Origin of the sequence: Bradyrhizobium sp., from assembly GCF_036735945.1 — a bacterium.
GTDB lineage: Bacteria > Pseudomonadota > Alphaproteobacteria > Rhizobiales > Xanthobacteraceae > Bradyrhizobium.
In genome coordinates, this window is record NZ_DAINNI010000018.1 from 1 (window position 1) to 16414 (window position 16414).

The 16414-nt window shown below is 63.2% G+C and carries 16 protein-coding genes; 13 read left to right on the top strand and 3 right to left on the bottom strand.

Annotated features, from left to right (window positions below; translation table 11 throughout):
- A partial coding sequence (locus V7E26_RS09015) for a flagellin N-terminal helical domain-containing protein (protein WP_324415101.1) occupies positions 1 to 1948 on the bottom strand: 1948 nt, incomplete at its 3' end.
- A gap of 355 nt (positions 1949 to 2303) precedes the next feature.
- Here V7E26_RS09015 and V7E26_RS09020 point away from each other — a divergent pair.
- From V7E26_RS09020 to V7E26_RS09030, 3 genes are all read left to right on the top strand, one after another.
- Positions 2304 to 3029, top strand: a complete 726-nt coding sequence (locus V7E26_RS09020) for a Crp/Fnr family transcriptional regulator (protein WP_324415102.1) — start codon at positions 2304 to 2306, stop codon at positions 3027 to 3029.
- 283 nt (positions 3030 to 3312) lie between these two features.
- A complete protein-coding gene (locus V7E26_RS09025; RefSeq protein WP_324415103.1) occupies positions 3313 to 3705 on the top strand; it encodes a response regulator in 393 nt (130 codons plus the stop codon).
- 215 nt (positions 3706 to 3920) lie between these two features.
- Positions 3921 to 4166, top strand: a complete 246-nt coding sequence (locus V7E26_RS09030; RefSeq protein WP_324415104.1) for a hypothetical protein — start codon at positions 3921 to 3923, stop codon at positions 4164 to 4166.
- 109 nt (positions 4167 to 4275) lie between these two features.
- On the opposite strand, the gene V7E26_RS09035 is transcribed toward V7E26_RS09030, so the two are convergent.
- Positions 4276 to 4848: a response regulator transcription factor gene (locus V7E26_RS09035; protein WP_324415105.1), complete on the bottom strand. Its 573-nt coding sequence runs from the start codon at positions 4846 to 4848 to the stop codon at positions 4276 to 4278.
- A gap of 491 nt (positions 4849 to 5339) precedes the next feature.
- On the opposite strand from V7E26_RS09035, the gene V7E26_RS09040 reads away from it, so the two are divergent.
- Positions 5340 to 5768, top strand: coding sequence for a hypothetical protein (locus tag V7E26_RS09040; RefSeq protein WP_324415106.1), 429 nt, complete (start codon positions 5340 to 5342; stop codon positions 5766 to 5768).
- A 3-nt stretch (positions 5769 to 5771) separates the two neighbouring features.
- On the opposite strand, the gene V7E26_RS09045 is transcribed toward V7E26_RS09040, so the two are convergent.
- Complete coding sequence (locus V7E26_RS09045) at positions 5772 to 6773, bottom strand: glycoside hydrolase family 3 N-terminal domain-containing protein (RefSeq protein WP_324415107.1); 1002 nt, start codon at positions 6771 to 6773, stop codon at positions 5772 to 5774.
- A 145-nt stretch (positions 6774 to 6918) separates the two neighbouring features.
- Between V7E26_RS09045 and V7E26_RS09050 the strand changes: the two genes are divergently transcribed.
- The 9 genes from V7E26_RS09050 to V7E26_RS09090 all read left to right on the top strand — a co-directional run bounded on the left by V7E26_RS09050 (position 6919) and on the right by V7E26_RS09090 (position 16389).
- Positions 6919 to 7182 carry a hypothetical protein gene (locus V7E26_RS09050; RefSeq protein ID WP_324415108.1) on the top strand — a complete coding sequence of 88 codons (264 nt, stop codon included), beginning with the start codon at positions 6919 to 6921 and terminating at the stop codon, positions 7180 to 7182.
- Between the two features lie 458 nt (positions 7183 to 7640).
- On the top strand, positions 7641 to 8303 hold the full coding sequence (locus V7E26_RS09055; RefSeq protein WP_324415109.1) for a tetratricopeptide repeat protein: 663 nt from the start codon (positions 7641 to 7643) through the stop codon (positions 8301 to 8303).
- Positions 8304 to 8318: 15 nt separating this feature from the next.
- Entirely contained in the window at positions 8319 to 9527 is a 1209-nt protein-coding gene (locus tag V7E26_RS09060) for an efflux RND transporter periplasmic adaptor subunit (RefSeq protein WP_324415110.1), read from the top strand.
- A gap of 5 nt (positions 9528 to 9532) precedes the next feature.
- Positions 9533 to 10771, top strand: a complete 1239-nt coding sequence (locus tag V7E26_RS09065) for an ABC transporter permease (RefSeq protein WP_324415111.1) — start codon at positions 9533 to 9535, stop codon at positions 10769 to 10771.
- Positions 10768 to 11487 (top strand): ABC transporter ATP-binding protein, encoded by a 720-nt coding sequence (locus V7E26_RS09070; protein ID WP_324415112.1) that lies wholly within the window; start codon positions 10768 to 10770, stop codon positions 11485 to 11487. Before V7E26_RS09065 ends, V7E26_RS09070 begins: the two co-directional genes overlap by 4 nt.
- Before the next feature lie 283 nt (positions 11488 to 11770).
- Positions 11771 to 13009 carry an ABC transporter substrate-binding protein gene (locus V7E26_RS09075; protein ID WP_324415113.1) on the top strand — a complete coding sequence of 413 codons (1239 nt, stop codon included), beginning with the start codon at positions 11771 to 11773 and terminating at the stop codon, positions 13007 to 13009.
- A 95-nt stretch (positions 13010 to 13104) separates the two neighbouring features.
- The gene (locus tag V7E26_RS09080; protein WP_324415114.1) at positions 13105 to 13980 is read left to right on the top strand and encodes a branched-chain amino acid ABC transporter permease; all 876 of its coding nucleotides are present in this window, start codon (positions 13105 to 13107) and stop codon (positions 13978 to 13980) included.
- 1 nt (position 13981) lies between these two features.
- On the top strand, positions 13982 to 14908 hold the full coding sequence (locus V7E26_RS09085; RefSeq protein WP_324415115.1) for a branched-chain amino acid ABC transporter permease: 927 nt from the start codon (positions 13982 to 13984) through the stop codon (positions 14906 to 14908).
- Entirely contained in the window at positions 14908 to 16389 is a 1482-nt protein-coding gene (locus V7E26_RS09090; RefSeq protein WP_324415116.1) for an ATP-binding cassette domain-containing protein, read from the top strand. The genes V7E26_RS09085 and V7E26_RS09090 overlap by 1 nt, the downstream gene beginning before the upstream one ends.
- Positions 16390 to 16414: the final 25 nt, after the last annotated feature.

The following is a 16414-nucleotide window of genomic DNA, read 5'->3' on the forward strand; positions in this document are numbered from 1 at the left end:
CGATCGACTGGCGGGTCGACAGCGCCTGGCTGTTCGCCGCTTCCTCGTTGGTGTCAGCCAGCGTCAGGTTCGACGAGCCGGTCTGCAACACGTTGATCAGGTTCTTCGAGAAGTCCTGACGGATCTGCACGATCGACAGGTTCGAACCGAAGGCCGAAGCCTGCGCGCGCAGCGTGGACGACGCGCCGTTCAGCGCCGTCACGATGCTGTTGATCGCAGCGTTGTCCTTGAAGGCGCCCGAGTTCAGGACGTCGAGGCCAAGGCCGGCCGGGTTGAAGTTCACGCCCTGGATGCTCAGCGTGGACTTGCCGGTTTCGTTGAAGGTCAGCTTCAGGGTGTCACCGCCGAGCAGGTTGATGCCGTTGAAGGAGGCATCCTGCGAGGTGGTGGTGATCTGGTTGATGATGTTGTTGTACTGGGTGACCAGGTTGTCCCGAGCCAGCTTCGCACCTGCGTCAACAACCGGAGCCGGAGCCGTGGTACCGGCAGCGAACGCCTGGCTGGAGCCAACCGCGGAACCGGTGATCGCACCGATCGTGGCCGAAGCCGCTTCGTTCGTCGTGGTGATCGTCAGCTTGCCGGACACGAACGTGGCCTGCAGGTTGTTGGCGGCAAGGGCATCGTTCAACTGGTTGAGCGAGCCGATGCGGCCGGAAGCCGAACCGAACACGATGTCGGTGGCAACACCACCGCCGGTCGCCGCGATCTTCAGGGTCTTGCCTTCCAGCACGCCCGGGACCTGCGTGCGAGCCTGCGTCACGCCGCCTGCCAGACCGAGCGCGCTGAGAGCGCCGGCGTTGCTGCTGGTGATCTTCAGGTCGCTCAGCGTGCCGGTGTTCAGCGTGATCTTGCCGCCGGTGATGGACGATGCCGTCGACGAGCCGGTCAGGCCGTCGATTTTCGCCAGCAGGCCGGTGACGTCGCTGTTGACCTTGATTTCGTTCGGATCATTGCCGGTCGCGGTCGCGGCCACGAAGGACAGCGTCTTGCCGTTGACCGTGATGGTGTCACCTACCGCGAAGGCGTTGGACAGCGAAGCAGCGGTGCCGTCGCCGACGCTCAACTTGGTGGCGCCATCCAGAGCACCGGCGGTCACGGCGCCACCGCCACGAGCACCCGTGTTGGCAGCAGCGGCGCTGAGGCCGAGCGCCGTGAGGACGCCGGCGGAGCCGGACACAGCGAGGTCGGACGCCGTACCGGTGTTCAGGGTGATGATGCCACCCGTTGTCGTCGACGCGGTGCCGGTGTTGCCCGACAGGGTGTCGATCGCCGCAACCAAACTGTCAAGCGTGGTGCCGACGCCCATCGTGTAGGCGTTACCCGAGCCGACGAGGCCATTCGCGCCCGCCTCGAACGTGATCGTCTTGCCGTTGACAGTCAGCGTGTCGGCGGCGGCGATCGCCTGGGGGACGTTGCCCGTGGTGGTCAGGGCCGACAGCAGCGTCGAACCGCTCGCGTTGGTGGCCGTACCCGAAAAGAGCTGGGCACCGGGGGTCAGCGTGGTGTTGGTATACGCCGCCCGCCGCGGAGCCGCACCACCAACGAACGCGGCATTGGTCGGGTTCGCATCGGCGACGAGGTTGTCGGCCGTAGCGCCGTCGATCACGACGGACGTAAACGACGACTTGATCGAGAAACCGACCGTCGTCTGCAGCGCCTGATTGGCGACCGACTTGGCGGAGTCGACGAGCTTCTGCAGCGAGGTGATGCCGGTGTTGGCGGCCTGCAGCACCTGCACGCCGTTGCCGATGCCGTCGAGGAGATTGTTGATGTCACTGGCGCGCGAATCGAGCGACGACGCGGTGAAATAGTTGGTCGGGTTATCGAGGGCCGTGTTGACCTTCTTGCCGGTGGCAAGGCGATTCTGCGTGGTGGCGAGCAGATCGGCGGTCGACTGCAGCGAGAGGAGGTTCTGGCGAACCGACGAGGAGAGAACAATACCTGACATGACTCATACCCTTCTGGATGAACACTGTTGACGCAACGCCACAAACTTCTTTGGGCGCTGCTGCCACACTGGTCATCGACCACTACCTGGAGGTTAACGCGCCAATGTGCAGGACTGCGAAAGCCACGAAAGATCGCCGCCAATCCGATTTATGGTAAATGGATTGTTACCGGCCCGACGGATGCAGCATCGTTCTCGTGGTCTCGTCTACCCCCTTGCCGGGGCAACGATCATGTGCGTCCATTTGGCAATTTTTCTTGCCATTGATATGTGCAAGGATCATCCTGCACTCGGATTGCAGGCTTAAGGCGCCAGACGCCAGAGACCGCTTAGCCCGTAAAGGCAGGAGGTTGCTTTGGATTCAGCCCCTCGTTCTCCGAATGGATTCCTGTCCTCGCTGACCGCGGACGATTTCGAACTGCTTCGTCCCCATCTGCGCGCCGCCGATCTCAGCCCGGAGATGGTCCTGGTCGAAGTCGACGAAGCGCTCAAACGTGCGTATCTCCCGCAGAAGGGCGTCATCTCGCTGGTCGTCAAGCTCGCGCGCGGCGAGCACGTCCAGATTGCGATGATCGGCCGTGACAGCATTTTCGGCGCGTTCTCCGCCCTCGGCGACCCGATCGCGCTGAACACCGCCGTGGTTCTCGTTCCGGGCACCGCCGCGACGATCGACCTCGACCAGCTTCGCATGGCCGCGGACCAGAGCGCGTCGCTGCGTACCGCGCTGGTACGGCACGGCCTTGCGGTTTATGCGCAAATACAGCAAACGGCTGGCTGCAACGCCTCGCACACCGTGGAGTCCCGGCTGGCGCGATGTCTGCTGCATACGCGCGACCTTTCCGGCAGCGACAAGATCGTCCTGACCCAGGAAGCGATGGCCCAGATGATCGGCGCGCGCCGCAACAGCGTTTCGCTGGTGGCCAACACGCTGCAGCAGGCAGACTTTATTCACTATAGCCGAGGGCACATCGAGATCACCAACGTGGATGGCCTGATCAAGACGTCCTGCGAGTGCTACGCGACGGTCAAGGCGCAATATACCCGGCTGCTGCATCCGCGCATCCACTGCGCGGCCGCCTGACCGTTCCCTCATGAGAGGCCACGCGCGATCCCGATCTATGATAGGCGTCGCGTGAGCGTTGCGCGCGGGAATTGCGCCGCGCGCCGCCGTTCACCGTATTATTACGACCAAATCGCGCCCCCGCGACATTCCGGTCGGCGTCGAATTAACGCGCTGTTCAAGGAGCCCTGATAGTTATCCCGGTGCTGACGGGTGCGGGTTCGACAAGAAGCATCGGGATTCTTTCGCGTGCAACGTGCATTCACCTGTGTTCGGCGGCTTGCTGTCTGCGCGGAGTACGACCATGGCTTTTGATCTGTCGATGCCGATCCTGGTGGTCGATGATTACAGCACCATGATCAGGATCATCCGCAATCTTCTCAAGCAGCTCGGCTTCGAGAACGTCGACGAAGCCAGCGACGGATCCTCCGCGCTTGCGAAACTGCAGACCAAGCGATACGGCCTCGTGATCTCGGACTGGAACATGGAGCCGATGACCGGCTACGACCTGCTCAAGGAAGTCCGCGCCAGCCCGGAATTTTCCAAGACGCCCTTCATCATGATCACGGCGGAATCCAAGACGGAGAACGTGATCGCCGCGAAGAAGGCCGGCGTCAACAATTACATCGTCAAGCCGTTCAACGCCGCGACGCTCAAGACCAAGATGGAAGCGGTATTTCCCGACGCCGCCGGCTGAGCCGGCGCCACAGGCGCGGCCGTCTTCACGACCACGCGCCGATCATTCTCGTTGCGCCGATGCAACGCGCCCGCCCGCGCGCAGCGTGACGGAAAATCCGAAATCGATCCAATCGCAACGCGCAGATGCGGCTTAGCCGTACTTCTACGGTTTGCGATTTTCACTTCCGGGAAACGTTGACTGGCGATAGTTGCGTGGACCAAGGGAGTGCCCTCATGTTCACGTTTGAAACGAGCGATCCGAAAGAAGTGCGGCGTTTCCGCATCGCCCAGTTCAATGGGCGGACCGCAACCGTGCGTTCCACCGGATCGGCGATCACCGGCCACGTGCGATCGATCGTTGAAAACAAATCGAGCATGCCGGCCGCCTGGACGATCACGATCATTCCGGAAGAACCCAAGCCCGCGCTTTCGACGCGGCCGATGTCGCGCGCCCGTTCCTTCATGGAAGATCTCTGCTGAACTCTCTATCGAGCGGTCACACCGGCTCGCGCGGCTGCCGGTCTCCTGTACATTGAGGATTTGACGCTGCGCCGGCCGCGAATCGCGATCAACGGCCTTCAAGGAAAGTTCAGGCGGGCTGCAGCAGCGCCTTGCGCACCAGATCCGCGGTGTTGCGGGCGCCAAGCTTGCGCATGGCCTCGGCGCGATGGCTCTCGAACGTCCGCGGACTGATATTCATCCGCAAGGCGCCCTGCTTGTTCGAGCAGCCCTCGCTGATCAGGCTCAACACCTCGCGCTCGCGCTTGGTCAGCGGCTTCTGGCCGGCCCCCGGGGTAAGCGTCAGGGAAGACCTGCGCCCACCGTCCACAGCGCGGCTCGGCTGGCCCTCGCCTGACTGTCTGTAAGCCGTATCCGAGCCCGTGGCCGGATGGCTGTCCGACATCTGCTTCACCAAAGCGCAGACACGTTCGGTTTGCTGAAGCGCGTTCTCGACCACCTGCTGCAGGTAGAGCCGGTTGCCGGGCGCCTGCGCAAACTGATGGCTGTGCTGCTTGATCTCGTTCATGTAGAGCAGCAGCGCCGTCAGCGGGCCGTTCAACTGCCGGGCGATCGCAGCGCCGGCTTCGTCCGCCGCGCGCGAACGCACCGCGGACAGTTGGACGATCTCAGGATTCTCCTCGAGAGGCGTGATGCTTTCCATCCACTTCGTGAAGTGCGAATCAACTGCTCTTTGATCGGTTCTAGACATATAACTAATTTATCGGTTCCCCGCTTGCTCATGGTTAATTTTGGGGCCTGTAAGAATACGGAGAAACCAGTCTGCCAGACGGTTCTGGTTGACGGAAATCGCATCAAATCCCATCAAAAGCGGCTGATTTCGGCCTCTTGCGAGAGCCATACAAGACTGAAAGGTAAACGCTGTAGCCAATTACCTCCGCAATTTGGCGGTCGCAGCATTTACATTATTAATAAACCTCAACCACCCGTATCGATTTTCGCGCATCCGTTGTCGACCCGGGCAACCCAGTAATCCCGGTATCGCCTGGCGACCAGGCATTGGTTGCGGCGACGGATCAGCGGTTGCGCAAGCGGGCTGGCACCGCCACGCCGCCGATTCCGATTTACAGCTTCAAGACGCCTCGCGATGATCGGCGCAGGGTCCTTCCGCAACGATTTGAAAAGGGGACTGCGATGTCGCAGGCAAAGGGATCATGGATGACGATGGCCGTGCTGGCCGGCGCGCTGGCGTTCGGTTCGGCCGCCTCAGCGCAGACCACACCTGCGCCGGCGGAAAACGCGCCGCCGACGGCCGACAATGCCGTGATGCTCACCGTGTTGCTGAAGCACGACCAGTCGCGCCCCCTCAGCGAACTCAATGCGCAGCTTCAGCGCCAGGGCTATTACAAGGCCTTCCCGCCTGACGGCGTCGAAGTCGTGAGCTGGTACGTGATGATGGGAATCGGCCAGGTGGTGACGTTGCGCCTGCCCGCGTCGCGGCTGCGCGAGGTCAACCGTATCCTGGAGAACACCGCGTGGGGCAGCTATCGCACCGAGTTCTATCCGACCTATGATTACAAGGCGATCGGCATCGCCGCGCACGAGAAGGCGCAGCAGCAGTAGACGTCAATCCGCCAGAAGCGCCTTCCGTTCGCCAACCCGCGCGATGGATCGTTCGATCGCCGAAGGGGACAGGTTTCCTTCGCGCAGGTTTTGGAGGATGTGTTCCGCGATCGCAGCCATCTCCGCTTCCTGATCGAGCAAATTGTTGCCGATGCAGAGCATGTCCATGCCGGCCATCAGCGATTGCAGGCTGGCTTCGCTGGTGCCGAGCGCCTTCTGCAGGCCCTGCATCTGCATATCGTCGGTGATCAGGAGCGTATCGGCAAGGCGTGCGCGCAAACGGCCGAGCCCGACTGCAGACAGCGTCATCGGGCGTTCGTCCCATTGCCTGACGATGGCGTGGCTGACCAGCACCGCGTTGCCGAACATTTTTGGCGCGAGCGCGTAGAACAACTCTTCCTGCTCGCTCCGCAGCGCGTCGGAAATATCCATGAACTCCTGATGGGAATCGACAACGGCGCCGCCGATGCCGGGGAAATGCTTCAGGCAAAGGCCGATGCGCTGCGCCCGCGCCACTTCGTTGACCAGCAGCACATTGGCTTCGACCTCGGCGATATCTGACGAATAGGAGCGCTTGATCCTGCCGATGTTCGGATTGTCGGGATTGTAGTCGACGTCGATCACAGGCGCGAAGTCATAGTGGATGCCTAGCCGCCGCATCTCGGCAAAGCTCGCCGCGAGAATCGCCCGCTTCCGGTCCGTCGCGAGATGGTTGAACTCCCTTGCGCTCGGCAAGGGAGCAAAGCCGCGGCCTTCCTTCAACCGACGCACCAGCCCGCCTTCCTGGTCGATGAACACCATCGGCGCGGAAGGCAGCGCTGCGATCTCCGCGCAGAGGCGCTGCACCTGTTCCGGCGTATCGATGTTGTTGTCGTATTGCTGGGTGCGGCAGGAATAGTCGAACAGGATCACGCCACCGAGGCCGTAGCGGGCGGCAAACGCCTTCAGCCAATCGGGGACGACCTTGCCGAAGAAGCCGAGGATGAAGAGTTCGCCGATGGGCATCGTGATGACCTCAACTATCGCGTTTCGAGCATGGCTGCGTCGGGTTCGTGACGTCCATCACATCCGGCCGCACAGGGCGTCTCTAGGGTTTGCGGCAAGGCAGAGCGATCCCCGCGCTGCATGTCACGTCCAGGAAGTCAGCCATATGACTAGCATCAAAAAGATCATTCCGGCCGCCTTTGGCGCTCTCGCGCTTGCCGCGGCATCTCTGACAATCCCGGCTCCGGCCTTCGCCGGCGGCCATGGTCACGGTCACGGCGGCTTCGGCCATGGACACGGCTTCGGTCATGGCTTCGGGCATCGCCATGGCTTCTTTGGCCATCGCCATCACTATCGCCCCTTCTTCGTCTACAACAGCTGTTGGAAGTGGACCCCCTACGGCCGGGTCAACGTCTGCGACGTCTACTAGGTCGAATGAGAACTTCGCCCGGGCCGCAACTAGCCCGGGCGGGTTCCTCGATCGGGAAATGACTACTGCGACCTGCTGCGCAGGCAAGACAATCATTTGATCGCGAGCACTTTGGGCAATGTGACACGTCGCACATTTGCCGGCACGCAGGTGGGCTAGGCTCAATTCCAGGGTCGATCAGCGCGCAACAAGCGGGCTACCGCCGACCCCGGCTTTTCGAAATTCCATACTGCCAGGCGTCGTTCGGACGTCTTTCACAACGGAACAAGCTGAGAGCGTGTACCATGCGGCGCATCCCAAATTTCCGCTCAACCAGGTCAATCTCGAACCGATCGTTGCTGCCGCGATTTCGCTACGCGATCCCGCAGGCTGTGAAGCAGGCCGCTGTCGTGACCGCCTGCCTCGCGGTGCTCTTCGACTGTCGCGCCGCTGCAGCCAGCCCCACGTCGGATCGGGAAATGGCCAATCGCTACGAACAGTCGGCGCAGGCCGGCGATGACGACGCCCAGTTCTATCTCGGCGCGCTCTATTCCGCAGGCGTCGGCCGTTCGCGCAGCGACAGCGAAGCCTTCCGCTGGTTCGTGAAGGCGGCCGATCAGGGCCATCCCCACGCGATGCTGATCGTTGCCGGCCTCTACGCCAGCGGACGCGGCGTCACCAAGGACTATGTGAAGGCCTATCGCTGGGCCCATATCGTCTCCACGGCGAGCAAGGTCGACGAGTACCGCGACGGCGCCCGGCAATTGCTGTCGCTGCTCATGAAGAAGATGACGAGCGACGAGATCGGCCAGGCCGTCGTCGCCGCAAGAGCCTGGCGCGCTGCGCGATCCGCCGGCGCAACCAAGGCCTCGAATATCGAGAGGGCTTTGGACGGCGCGTCGGATCAACCGGCGCCGGCCGCGGCCGCGCCCCCGCCCGCCCCCGCGGTCGTGCAGCCGGCGCCTGTCGCTGCAGTTGCACCTGCACCTGCGTTGGCGCAGCCGGCGCAGTCCAACATCACGGTCTTGCCGGCATCTCCCAAGGTCGCATCGGCGCCTGCCGCGAAGAGCGCCAAGCGAGACGACGTTCGCGATCTGATGGACCAGGTTCCATCCGGCCTGCGCAAGCGGTTTGGCTTCTGAACAACGGGGCATGACATGAAACTGCAGCATCTCCTCGCAACCGGCATTTTGGCAATCGCAGCCACCGGCGGCGGCTACTACGCCTACTCCCGGTTCCTTCATCCGCCGCTGGTGACCACCGGCATCGCGAGCCTCGCGCCGGTTTCCGAAGCCGTTTACGGCACCGGCACCGTCGAGCCCGAGCGCTGGGCCAAGGTGGTGCCGCTGCAGCGGCGCCGGCTGGTCGAACTGTGCCGATGCGAGGGACAGGTGGTGAAGTCCGGCCAGATTCTCGGCCGCCAGGACGATGCCGAGGAGCGCAGCGCGCTCGAGCAGATGGAGATCAATCGCGGCCAGCTCGAACGCGATCTGGCGCGCGCCGACAAGGATCGCGACAAGAACGACGCTTCGCGTACCGAATACGAGCAGCGCTGGACCAAGCTCGAAGATGCGAAATCGCGGATCGCCGCGCAGAAGGTGCGGCTCGACTCGCTGATCCTGAGAGCGCCGCTCGACGGCATGGTGTTGCGCCGCGACGGCGAGGTCGGCGAGATCGCGGGTCCCACCGATGTCCTGTTCACGGTCGGACCGCCCGCCCCGATGCAGGTCGTCGCCGAGATCAATGAGGAAGAAATCAACCGCATCGCGTCCGGCCAGAAGGCCTTTCTGCGCAGCGAGGCGTTTCCGGGCAAGGCGCTGCGCGCCAACGTCGCCCAGATCACGCCGAAGGGCGACCCGACCCGCAAGACCTTCCGCGTCTACCTGCGGCTGCCGCAGGATACGCCGCTGCGGATCGGCATGTCGGTCGAGGTCAACATCATCTTCCGCGAGAAGCAGGCGGCGGTGGTGGTGCCGGCCGAAGCCGTCACCGGCGATTCGGTTCAGACGATCGATGACGGCCGCGTCAGGCGCGTGCCGGTGAAGCTCGGCATTCGCGGCAGCCGCAACGTCGAGATCATCGGCGACGTGTCCAGGGGCATGGCAGTGCTCTCGCCCGCCCGCATCGACCTTGCGGATGGCGCCCGGATCCGCATCGACACCAACGTGACCCGGGCCGTCGAGCCGGCAGCCACGAGCGAACCGGCCGACCAGCCCGTCCCGACCGCGGAGGCGGCCACCGTCGTGGCAACGGCCGACGCAACTCCCGCGGACCCCGACGACGCGGTGATTTCGGCAGCGATCACCGCGCACATCGATTCCGTCGTCAACGATGCGCGCCGCAGCAGCATCAGCAACAGCCGGTAATCGCCGTGAAGCTCATTTTCAGCATCGCATGGACCCACGTCAGCACCCGGGTGCGTCAGACCCTCGTTGGCATGGCGGGCGTGGCCATGGGCGTCGGCTTCACCATCATGATGGCGGGCCTGATGCAGGGTTCGCAGATCGACTTCCTGCGGCAGCTCGTCGACACCATGCCGCATATCACGATCGAGGATGAGCGGCGCTCGGTGCCGACGCAGCCTGCCGAGCAGGAATATGGCGCGGTGCAGATGGCCGAGATCGCCAATGTCGGCAAGCGTCCCGGCATCAGATATCCGGAGTCGGTGATGGGCTCGCTGCGCTCCTGGATTCCGGGCGATGTGGCGCCCTCGGTGAAGACCACCGCGATCATCGATCACGGCGGCGCGCGCATCGGCATTACCCTGACCGGCATCGATCCGCGCCGCGAGATTCACGTCTCGAAGCTCGCCTCGCAAATGCGCGAGGGCAAGATCGATGATCTCTCGCGCGCGCCGAACGGCGTCCTGCTCGGCGAGGCGCTCGCCGAGAAGCTCGGCGTCAAGACCGGCAACACCGTGCTGCTGATCGGCGGCCAGGGCGTGCAGCTCAATTCCACCGTGGCCGGACTGTTCCGCTCCGGCCTGAAGCGCGTCGACGAGAGCCAGATCTACATGCTGATCGGGCCGGCGCAGATCATGATGGGCCAGAGCGGGGTCATCAACCAGCTCAGGCTGCGGCTGAGCGATCCGATGGTGGCGCAGAAGGTCGCGGCCCAGGTCGAGGCGCAGACCGGCTACAAATCGGTGTCCTGGCAGGAAGCCAACGCCGACCTGCTGTCGACCTTCACGGTGCGCGACTTCATCGTGCTCACGGTGATGGCCGCGATGCTGCTGACTTCGTCGTTTGCCACCTACAACATCATCTCGACCATCACGCACGAGAAGCGCCAGGACATTGCGATCATGAAGTCGCTCGGCATGCGCGAATATGCGGTACGTCGGATCTTCATCATCGAAGCCATGATCATCGGCGTGGTCGGCATCCTCTTTGGATGGGTGCTTGGCTATCTGCTCTGCTTCGGCTGGTCCAAGATCACGATCTTCAATCCGCTGACCGGCACCACCGTTCCGCTGCAGATCTACTACTCGGCGATGCACTATGTGCTCGCCGGCGGCATCGCGCTGGCCTGCTGCGCCGGCGCGGCCTATTTCCCGGCGCGCAAGGCAACGCGCGTGCATCCGGTCGACATCATCAGGGGAGCGTCATGACGGATATTGCTTTGCAGGCGGTGGAGCTGGTTCGCCGAATCGAGGGCGACGTCTCGCACATCCTCGTCAACGGCATCGATCTTGCGGTCAACAAGGGCGAATTCGTCGCGATCACCGGCCCGTCGGGATCGGGCAAGTCCTCGCTGCTCTATCTGCTCGGCCTGCTGGATGCGCCGAGCGAAGGCGAAGTCATGATCTGCGGGCAGCCGACCTCGAAGCTGTCGGAATCGGACCGCGCCGATGTCCGCCTGACCAAGTGCGGCTTCGTGTTCCAGTTCCACTTCCTGCTGCCGGAATTCACCTCGCTCGACAATGTGCTGTTGCCGATGCGCGCGGCCGGCAAGATGGCGGAGAAGGAGATGCAGGAGCGCGGCCTCGCCCTGCTCGGCTCGCTCGGGCTTGCCGAGCACGCCAACAAGCGTCCCAACCAGCTCTCCGGCGGCCAGCGCCAGCGCGTCGCCATCGCCCGCGCGCTCGCCAACCGCCCCGAGATCATCGTCGCCGACGAGCCGACCGGCGCGCTCGACACCAAATCGACCGAACAGGTGTTCGCGATCCTCCGCGACATCGCCGACAACGGCCAGACCGTGATCGTGGTGACCCACGATCCCGCGCTCGCCGCCCGCGCCGATCGCCGCATTCACATCGTCGACGGCAAGGTCGCCGCGACTACGGAACGAGGCGAAGGCGAACGGGCCAGCGAGATGGCTCATTAGCAGGAAGCATTACGAAAAATTAATGGCAGGACCGGTCTCTTTATCGGAACGCCCCCGACGTTCAAGCGTCGATCACTTTATCACGGACTAGCGAAAACTCAGGCGATACGCCGACCTATTCGGCGAGTGCGGGTCCGTCCCGCGGCTCATCCTACTTTAGTTGCCCGCCTTCATTTGCATGGCGATCTGCGCACAGTTGCATTGCTGCGCTTCGGAGCCCCGGTGTAGCGTTCGCGAAACTGCTCGATAAGAAGCCAACAAGAAGAACAAGGAGAGAAACGCCATGAAACTTGGATTCCGGTGGCGGTTGATTGGATTGCCGCAGTTGCTCGGAACGGCCGTCCTGCTGGCGACGCCTGCAGTGGCGGCCGACTCTCTCAAGATCGGCGTTATCGCGGAAGCGCAGGCGATCGCCGGCGCCTCGATCCCGCAGGCTGCGCAGATGGCGGCCGACGAGATCAACGCCAAGGGCGGCATCGACGGACGCAAGATCGAAATCGTCAGCTACGACAATCACAGTTCTTCGGCGGACTCGGTGCGCGCATTCCAGCGCGCCGTGAACGAAGACAAGGTCAACGCCGTCATCGCCAGCTATATCAGCGAGGTGGTGCTGGCGCTGGAGCCCTGGGCATCCCGCCTGAAGACGCCGTTCGTGACACCCGGCGCGGCATCGAACGAAATAAGCAAAAGCGTTCACAACGATTACGAGAAGAACAAGTATACATTCCATGGCTATCTGACGTCAGCAGCCCTGGCGCTCTCGGTTTGCGATGCGGCCAAGGATTTGCTGGTCGACCAGAAGCACATGAAGACCGCGGTCATCATGAGCGAGGATGCCGCGTGGACCAAACCGCTCGACGTCGGCTACGAGGAGTGCCTGCCCAAGGTCGGGCTGAAGGTGCTCGACCATATCCGCTTCTCGCCTGATACCACCGACTTCACGCCGATCTTCAACAAGATCGAGGCTGCGAAGCCCGATGTGATCATCACCGGCATCTCCCATGTCGGGGTGCAGCCGACGGTGCAGTGGAAGAATCAGCAGGTGCCGATCCCGATGTTCGGCATCTCCTCGCAGGCGACCAACGAAACCTTCGCCAAGGATACCAATGGCGCCGCGGAGGGCGTGCTCTATCAGGGTGTTTCCGGCCCGAACGTCGCGGTGACGCCGAAGTCGGTGCCGTTCGCCGAAGGCTTCAAGAAGCGCTACGGCAACTATCCGTCCTACGCCGGCTACACCGCCTATGACGAGGTCTACTACATTGCCGACGCCGTGAAGCGGGCGGGCTCGACCGAAGCCGACAAGCTGGTCGCCGCGCTGGAAAAGACCGACTGGGAAGGAACGATCGGCCGCGTACAGTTCTATGGCAAGGACGATCCGTTCACCCACTCGATCAAATACGGCAAGGGCCTGATCACCGGCCTGATGCTGCAATGGCAGGGCGGCAAGCAGACCGCGGTCTGGCCGAAGGAGGTCGCCAAGAGCGATCTCAAGTTCCCCGGCTTCGTCAAGGTCACAAATTAGAGTGAGCTTGAAAATGCTCCCGGGTCAGTCCCGGGAGCGTTTTTTTCATTCGACGTCCTCAACACAGGCAGCGCTGCTGCCGCGGCTCATAATAGATGCTAGCGCTCCAGATCCTGATCGATGGCTTTGCCATCAGTGCCCTTTACGCCCTCGGCGCCACCGGCTTCACGCTGATCTTCGGTGTCTCCGGCGTCCTCAATCTCTCCCATGGCGCCATCATGGTGGCCGCAGCAGTGGCGGCCTGGGCCGCAGGCAGCGTGCTGCAAATGGACCGGTATTCCGGCGCGCTGCTTGGCGTCGCCGTGGCGCTGGTCATCGCATTCGCGACCTATTTCGCGGTGGTGAAGCCGATCCAGAATTCGCGGCGGATCCCGAACGAGGAGAAGGAAATCTTCGTCCTCACCGGCACGCTGCTCTGGGGCATCATGATCCAGGAGTTGATCGCCTATTTCTTCACCAACAATGCCAAGACGGTGCTGCCGATCGTCGAGGGCGTGGTCAACATCCTCGGTGTCCGCACGCCGCGGAACGAAATCTTCACTGCGATTGTCTGCTGCCTCGTCATCGCCCTGCTGTGGCTGCTGGTGAACCGGACGCGGATCGGCAAGGCCGTGCTGGCGGCATCCATGAACCCGCGTGGCGTGACGCTGCTCGGCTTCGAGCTCACCCGCATCTATGTCGTGGTCTGGGCCATTTACGGCGTGCTGGCCGGGATCGCCGGCGTGCTGCTCGGCATGTTCCTGGGGGTCAGCTCGTACAGTGTCGGCCCTCTGACGGCGAGCGCGTTCTCGATCGTGGTGCTCGGCGGCCTCGGCAGTGTGTCAGGCTCGCTGATTGCCGCCTTCGTGGTTGGCTATCTCGAAACCATGACGGCCTATCTGGTTTCGCCCGCCTACCGAACCATTCCGGCGCTGCTGCTGCTCGTCGTCGTGATGTACATCCGGCCCCAAGGCCTGCTGGGGAGGCGCTGACATGGCCGGGTTCTTCACGTCGCGCCTGTTCTTCATTTCAATGGCAAGTGTGGTCTTTGCCGCGACATTGCCGTTCTACGTGTCGGGTTACATCCTCGGACTGCTGACGGTAGCGTTCTATTTCGGCGTCTTCGCGATGGCCTGGGACCTGTTGTTCGGCTTCGCCGGCGAGGTCAATTTCGGCCCTACCTTCCTGATCGGCGTCGGCGCCTACACGGCCGGCATTCTCAACAACCAGTTCGGCTGGTCGGTCTATCTGTGCATCGTGCTCGGGGCACTGGCCTCGGTCGTCGCCGGCTTCGTGCTCGCCCTGCCGGCGCTGCGCGTGAGGGGACCGTATTTCGGCCTGACCACGCTGGTCGCGGTGCTCATCCTGCAGAATTTCATCGTGGTCTTTGCCGATCTCACCGGCGGCGAGATCGGGCTGACCATCCCTGACGTCATCACCATCGATGCCGGAGCGAACTACTGGATTGCGCTCGGTTTCATGACGATCAGCGCAGCCATCCTGTATGGGCTGGCGCAGTCGCCGATCGGCCTCGTATTGCAGGCGAGCGGACAGGATCCCGTGCAGGCCGGCGCGCTTGGCTTCAACATCGTCAAGCACAAGCTTGCGGCCTTCGTCGTCAGCGCATTCTTCTCCGGGCTCTCGGGTGCGCTGCTGGTATTCTATTTCGGCACCGCATCTGTCGGCACTGTGGTCGACGTCGCGGTCGGCGTGAACGTGATCGTCTCGGCGGTGCTCGGCGGACGACGCACCGTGCTGGGCGCGGCGCTCGGCGCGATCTTCCTGATCGTCGCCGGCGAATTCCTCAGGCCGACCGGCGAGCTCGCCACCTTCATCGTTTCGGCGGTGGCCCTGCTGGTCGTCCTGTTCTTCCCCGGCGGGTTCCTCGGAGCAGCCTTGTCACGCGAGGCGCGCTCGTGATGGACCAGACCGTCATCACGGCTCCCGTCCTCACCGTTCGCGGACTGACCAAGCGATTCGGTGGCCTGACTGCCGTCAAGAACCTCGCCTTCGATTTGCGCCCTGGTGAAATTCTCGGCCTGATCGGTCCCAATGGCTCCGGCAAATCGACCGCCATGAAGAGCGTCATGGGCATCGAGCGGCCGACCGACGGCGAGGTCGTGTTCGAAGGCGAAGACATCGCCGGGCTCCCTGCGCACAAGATCGCGCGCAAGGGCTTTGGCATGGTGTTCCAGCACTCCCGTCCGCTGAACCGCCAGACGGTGCTCGAGAACATCATGGTGGCGCTGTTGCCCGACAGCCTGTTCATGCTGTTTCCCGACAAGGCGCTGACCGAGCGCGCCAAATGGATCGCGGAACGCGTCGGCCTCGGCGCCGTCATGCACCGCCGCCCGCCAACCCTGCCGTTTGCCGATCTGCGGCGGCTCGAGCTTGCGAAGGCGATCGCGCGCGATCCGAAGGTCGTTCTGGTCGACGAGCCCTTTGCAGGACTTACGCGTACCGAGGTCGGCGCCTTCTCCGAACTGATCCGCAGCTTCCGGGACGAAGGGCGGGCAGTGATGCTGGTCGACCACAATGTGAAGAGCGTCGCCGCGCTGGTCGACCGCGTGCTTGCAATGTATCTGGGCGAAGAGATCGTCACCGGCCGGGCCGAGGACGTCATGAAGAACGAGACCGTGCGGCGGGTCTATCTCGGCGGCGCGATCGAAACCCACGCGCGGCCGGAAACCAGCTTCAAGGACAAGGTGCCGCTGCTCCAGGTCGAGAATGTCAGCGTTCACTATGGCAAGGCACAGGCGCTCGAGAACGTCTCGATCCACGTCCATGAGGGCGAGTTCGTTTCCATCGTCGGACTGAACGGCGCCGGCAAGACGACCCTGTTCAACACCATCTCGGGCTTCCTGCCCTATACCGGCGAAATCCTGCGCGGCGGCGAGAGGCTGCGCGGCATCGGCCCGGCGCGAATCGCGCGCAGCGGTCTCGTGCAATGCCCGGAATCGCGCGAGCTGTTCGGCGAGATGAGCGTGCGCGAAAACCTCGATCTCGGCGGTCAGCATTTGCCCGACGAGGAGAAGGCAAGGCAGCTCGCCTGGCTGTTCGAACTGTTCCCGATCCTCAGGGAGCGTCAGGGTCAGTTGGCACAGACTCTGTCCGGCGGAGAGCAGCAGATGCTGGCGATCGGCCGGGCGCTGATGATGAAGCCGCAGATCCTGATCCTCGACGAGCCCACGCTGGGGCTCGCGCCCGTGATCCTGGAACTGTTGTCGAAGGCGCTGGAAAAGCTGCGCCAGACCACCTCGATCACCGTTTTGCTCGGTGAACAGAACGTCACCTTCGCACTTCCGCATGCCGACCGCGTCTACGTGCTCGAACACGCGCGGATCGTATGGGAGGGCGATCCCGGGCGTTTCGCCGCCGAAGCCGGCGCCGGATATCTCTAGTTCTTCAGCACCAGAAACAACAAGG

What these genes read in the sequence shown, in the direction of transcription:
- V7E26_RS09025 (WP_324415103.1), top strand. Translation starts at nt 3,313, where the DNA reads ATGGCTTTTGATCTGTCGATGCCGATCCTGGTGGTCGATGATTACAGC.
- V7E26_RS09030 (WP_324415104.1), top strand. Translation starts at nt 3,921, where the DNA reads ATGTTCACGTTTGAAACGAGCGATCCGAAAGAAGTGCGGCGTTTCCGC.
- V7E26_RS09035 (WP_324415105.1), bottom strand. Translation starts at nt 4,848, where the DNA reads ATGGAAAGCATCACGCCTCTCGAGGAGAATCCTGAGATCGTCCAACTG.
- V7E26_RS09040 (WP_324415106.1), top strand. Translation starts at nt 5,340, where the DNA reads ATGTCGCAGGCAAAGGGATCATGGATGACGATGGCCGTGCTGGCCGGC.
- V7E26_RS09045 (WP_324415107.1), bottom strand. Translation starts at nt 6,773, where the DNA reads ATGCCCATCGGCGAACTCTTCATCCTCGGCTTCTTCGGCAAGGTCGTC.
- V7E26_RS09050 (WP_324415108.1), top strand. Translation starts at nt 6,919, where the DNA reads ATGACTAGCATCAAAAAGATCATTCCGGCCGCCTTTGGCGCTCTCGCG.
- V7E26_RS09055 (WP_324415109.1), top strand. Translation starts at nt 7,641, where the DNA reads ATGGCCAATCGCTACGAACAGTCGGCGCAGGCCGGCGATGACGACGCC.
- V7E26_RS09060 (WP_324415110.1), top strand. Translation starts at nt 8,319, where the DNA reads ATGAAACTGCAGCATCTCCTCGCAACCGGCATTTTGGCAATCGCAGCC.
- V7E26_RS09070 (WP_324415112.1), top strand. Translation starts at nt 10,768, where the DNA reads ATGACGGATATTGCTTTGCAGGCGGTGGAGCTGGTTCGCCGAATCGAG.
- V7E26_RS09075 (WP_324415113.1), top strand. Translation starts at nt 11,771, where the DNA reads ATGAAACTTGGATTCCGGTGGCGGTTGATTGGATTGCCGCAGTTGCTC.
- V7E26_RS09080 (WP_324415114.1), top strand. Translation starts at nt 13,105, where the DNA reads ATGCTAGCGCTCCAGATCCTGATCGATGGCTTTGCCATCAGTGCCCTT.
- V7E26_RS09085 (WP_324415115.1), top strand. Translation starts at nt 13,982, where the DNA reads ATGGCCGGGTTCTTCACGTCGCGCCTGTTCTTCATTTCAATGGCAAGT.
- V7E26_RS09090 (WP_324415116.1), top strand. Translation starts at nt 14,908, where the DNA reads ATGGACCAGACCGTCATCACGGCTCCCGTCCTCACCGTTCGCGGACTG.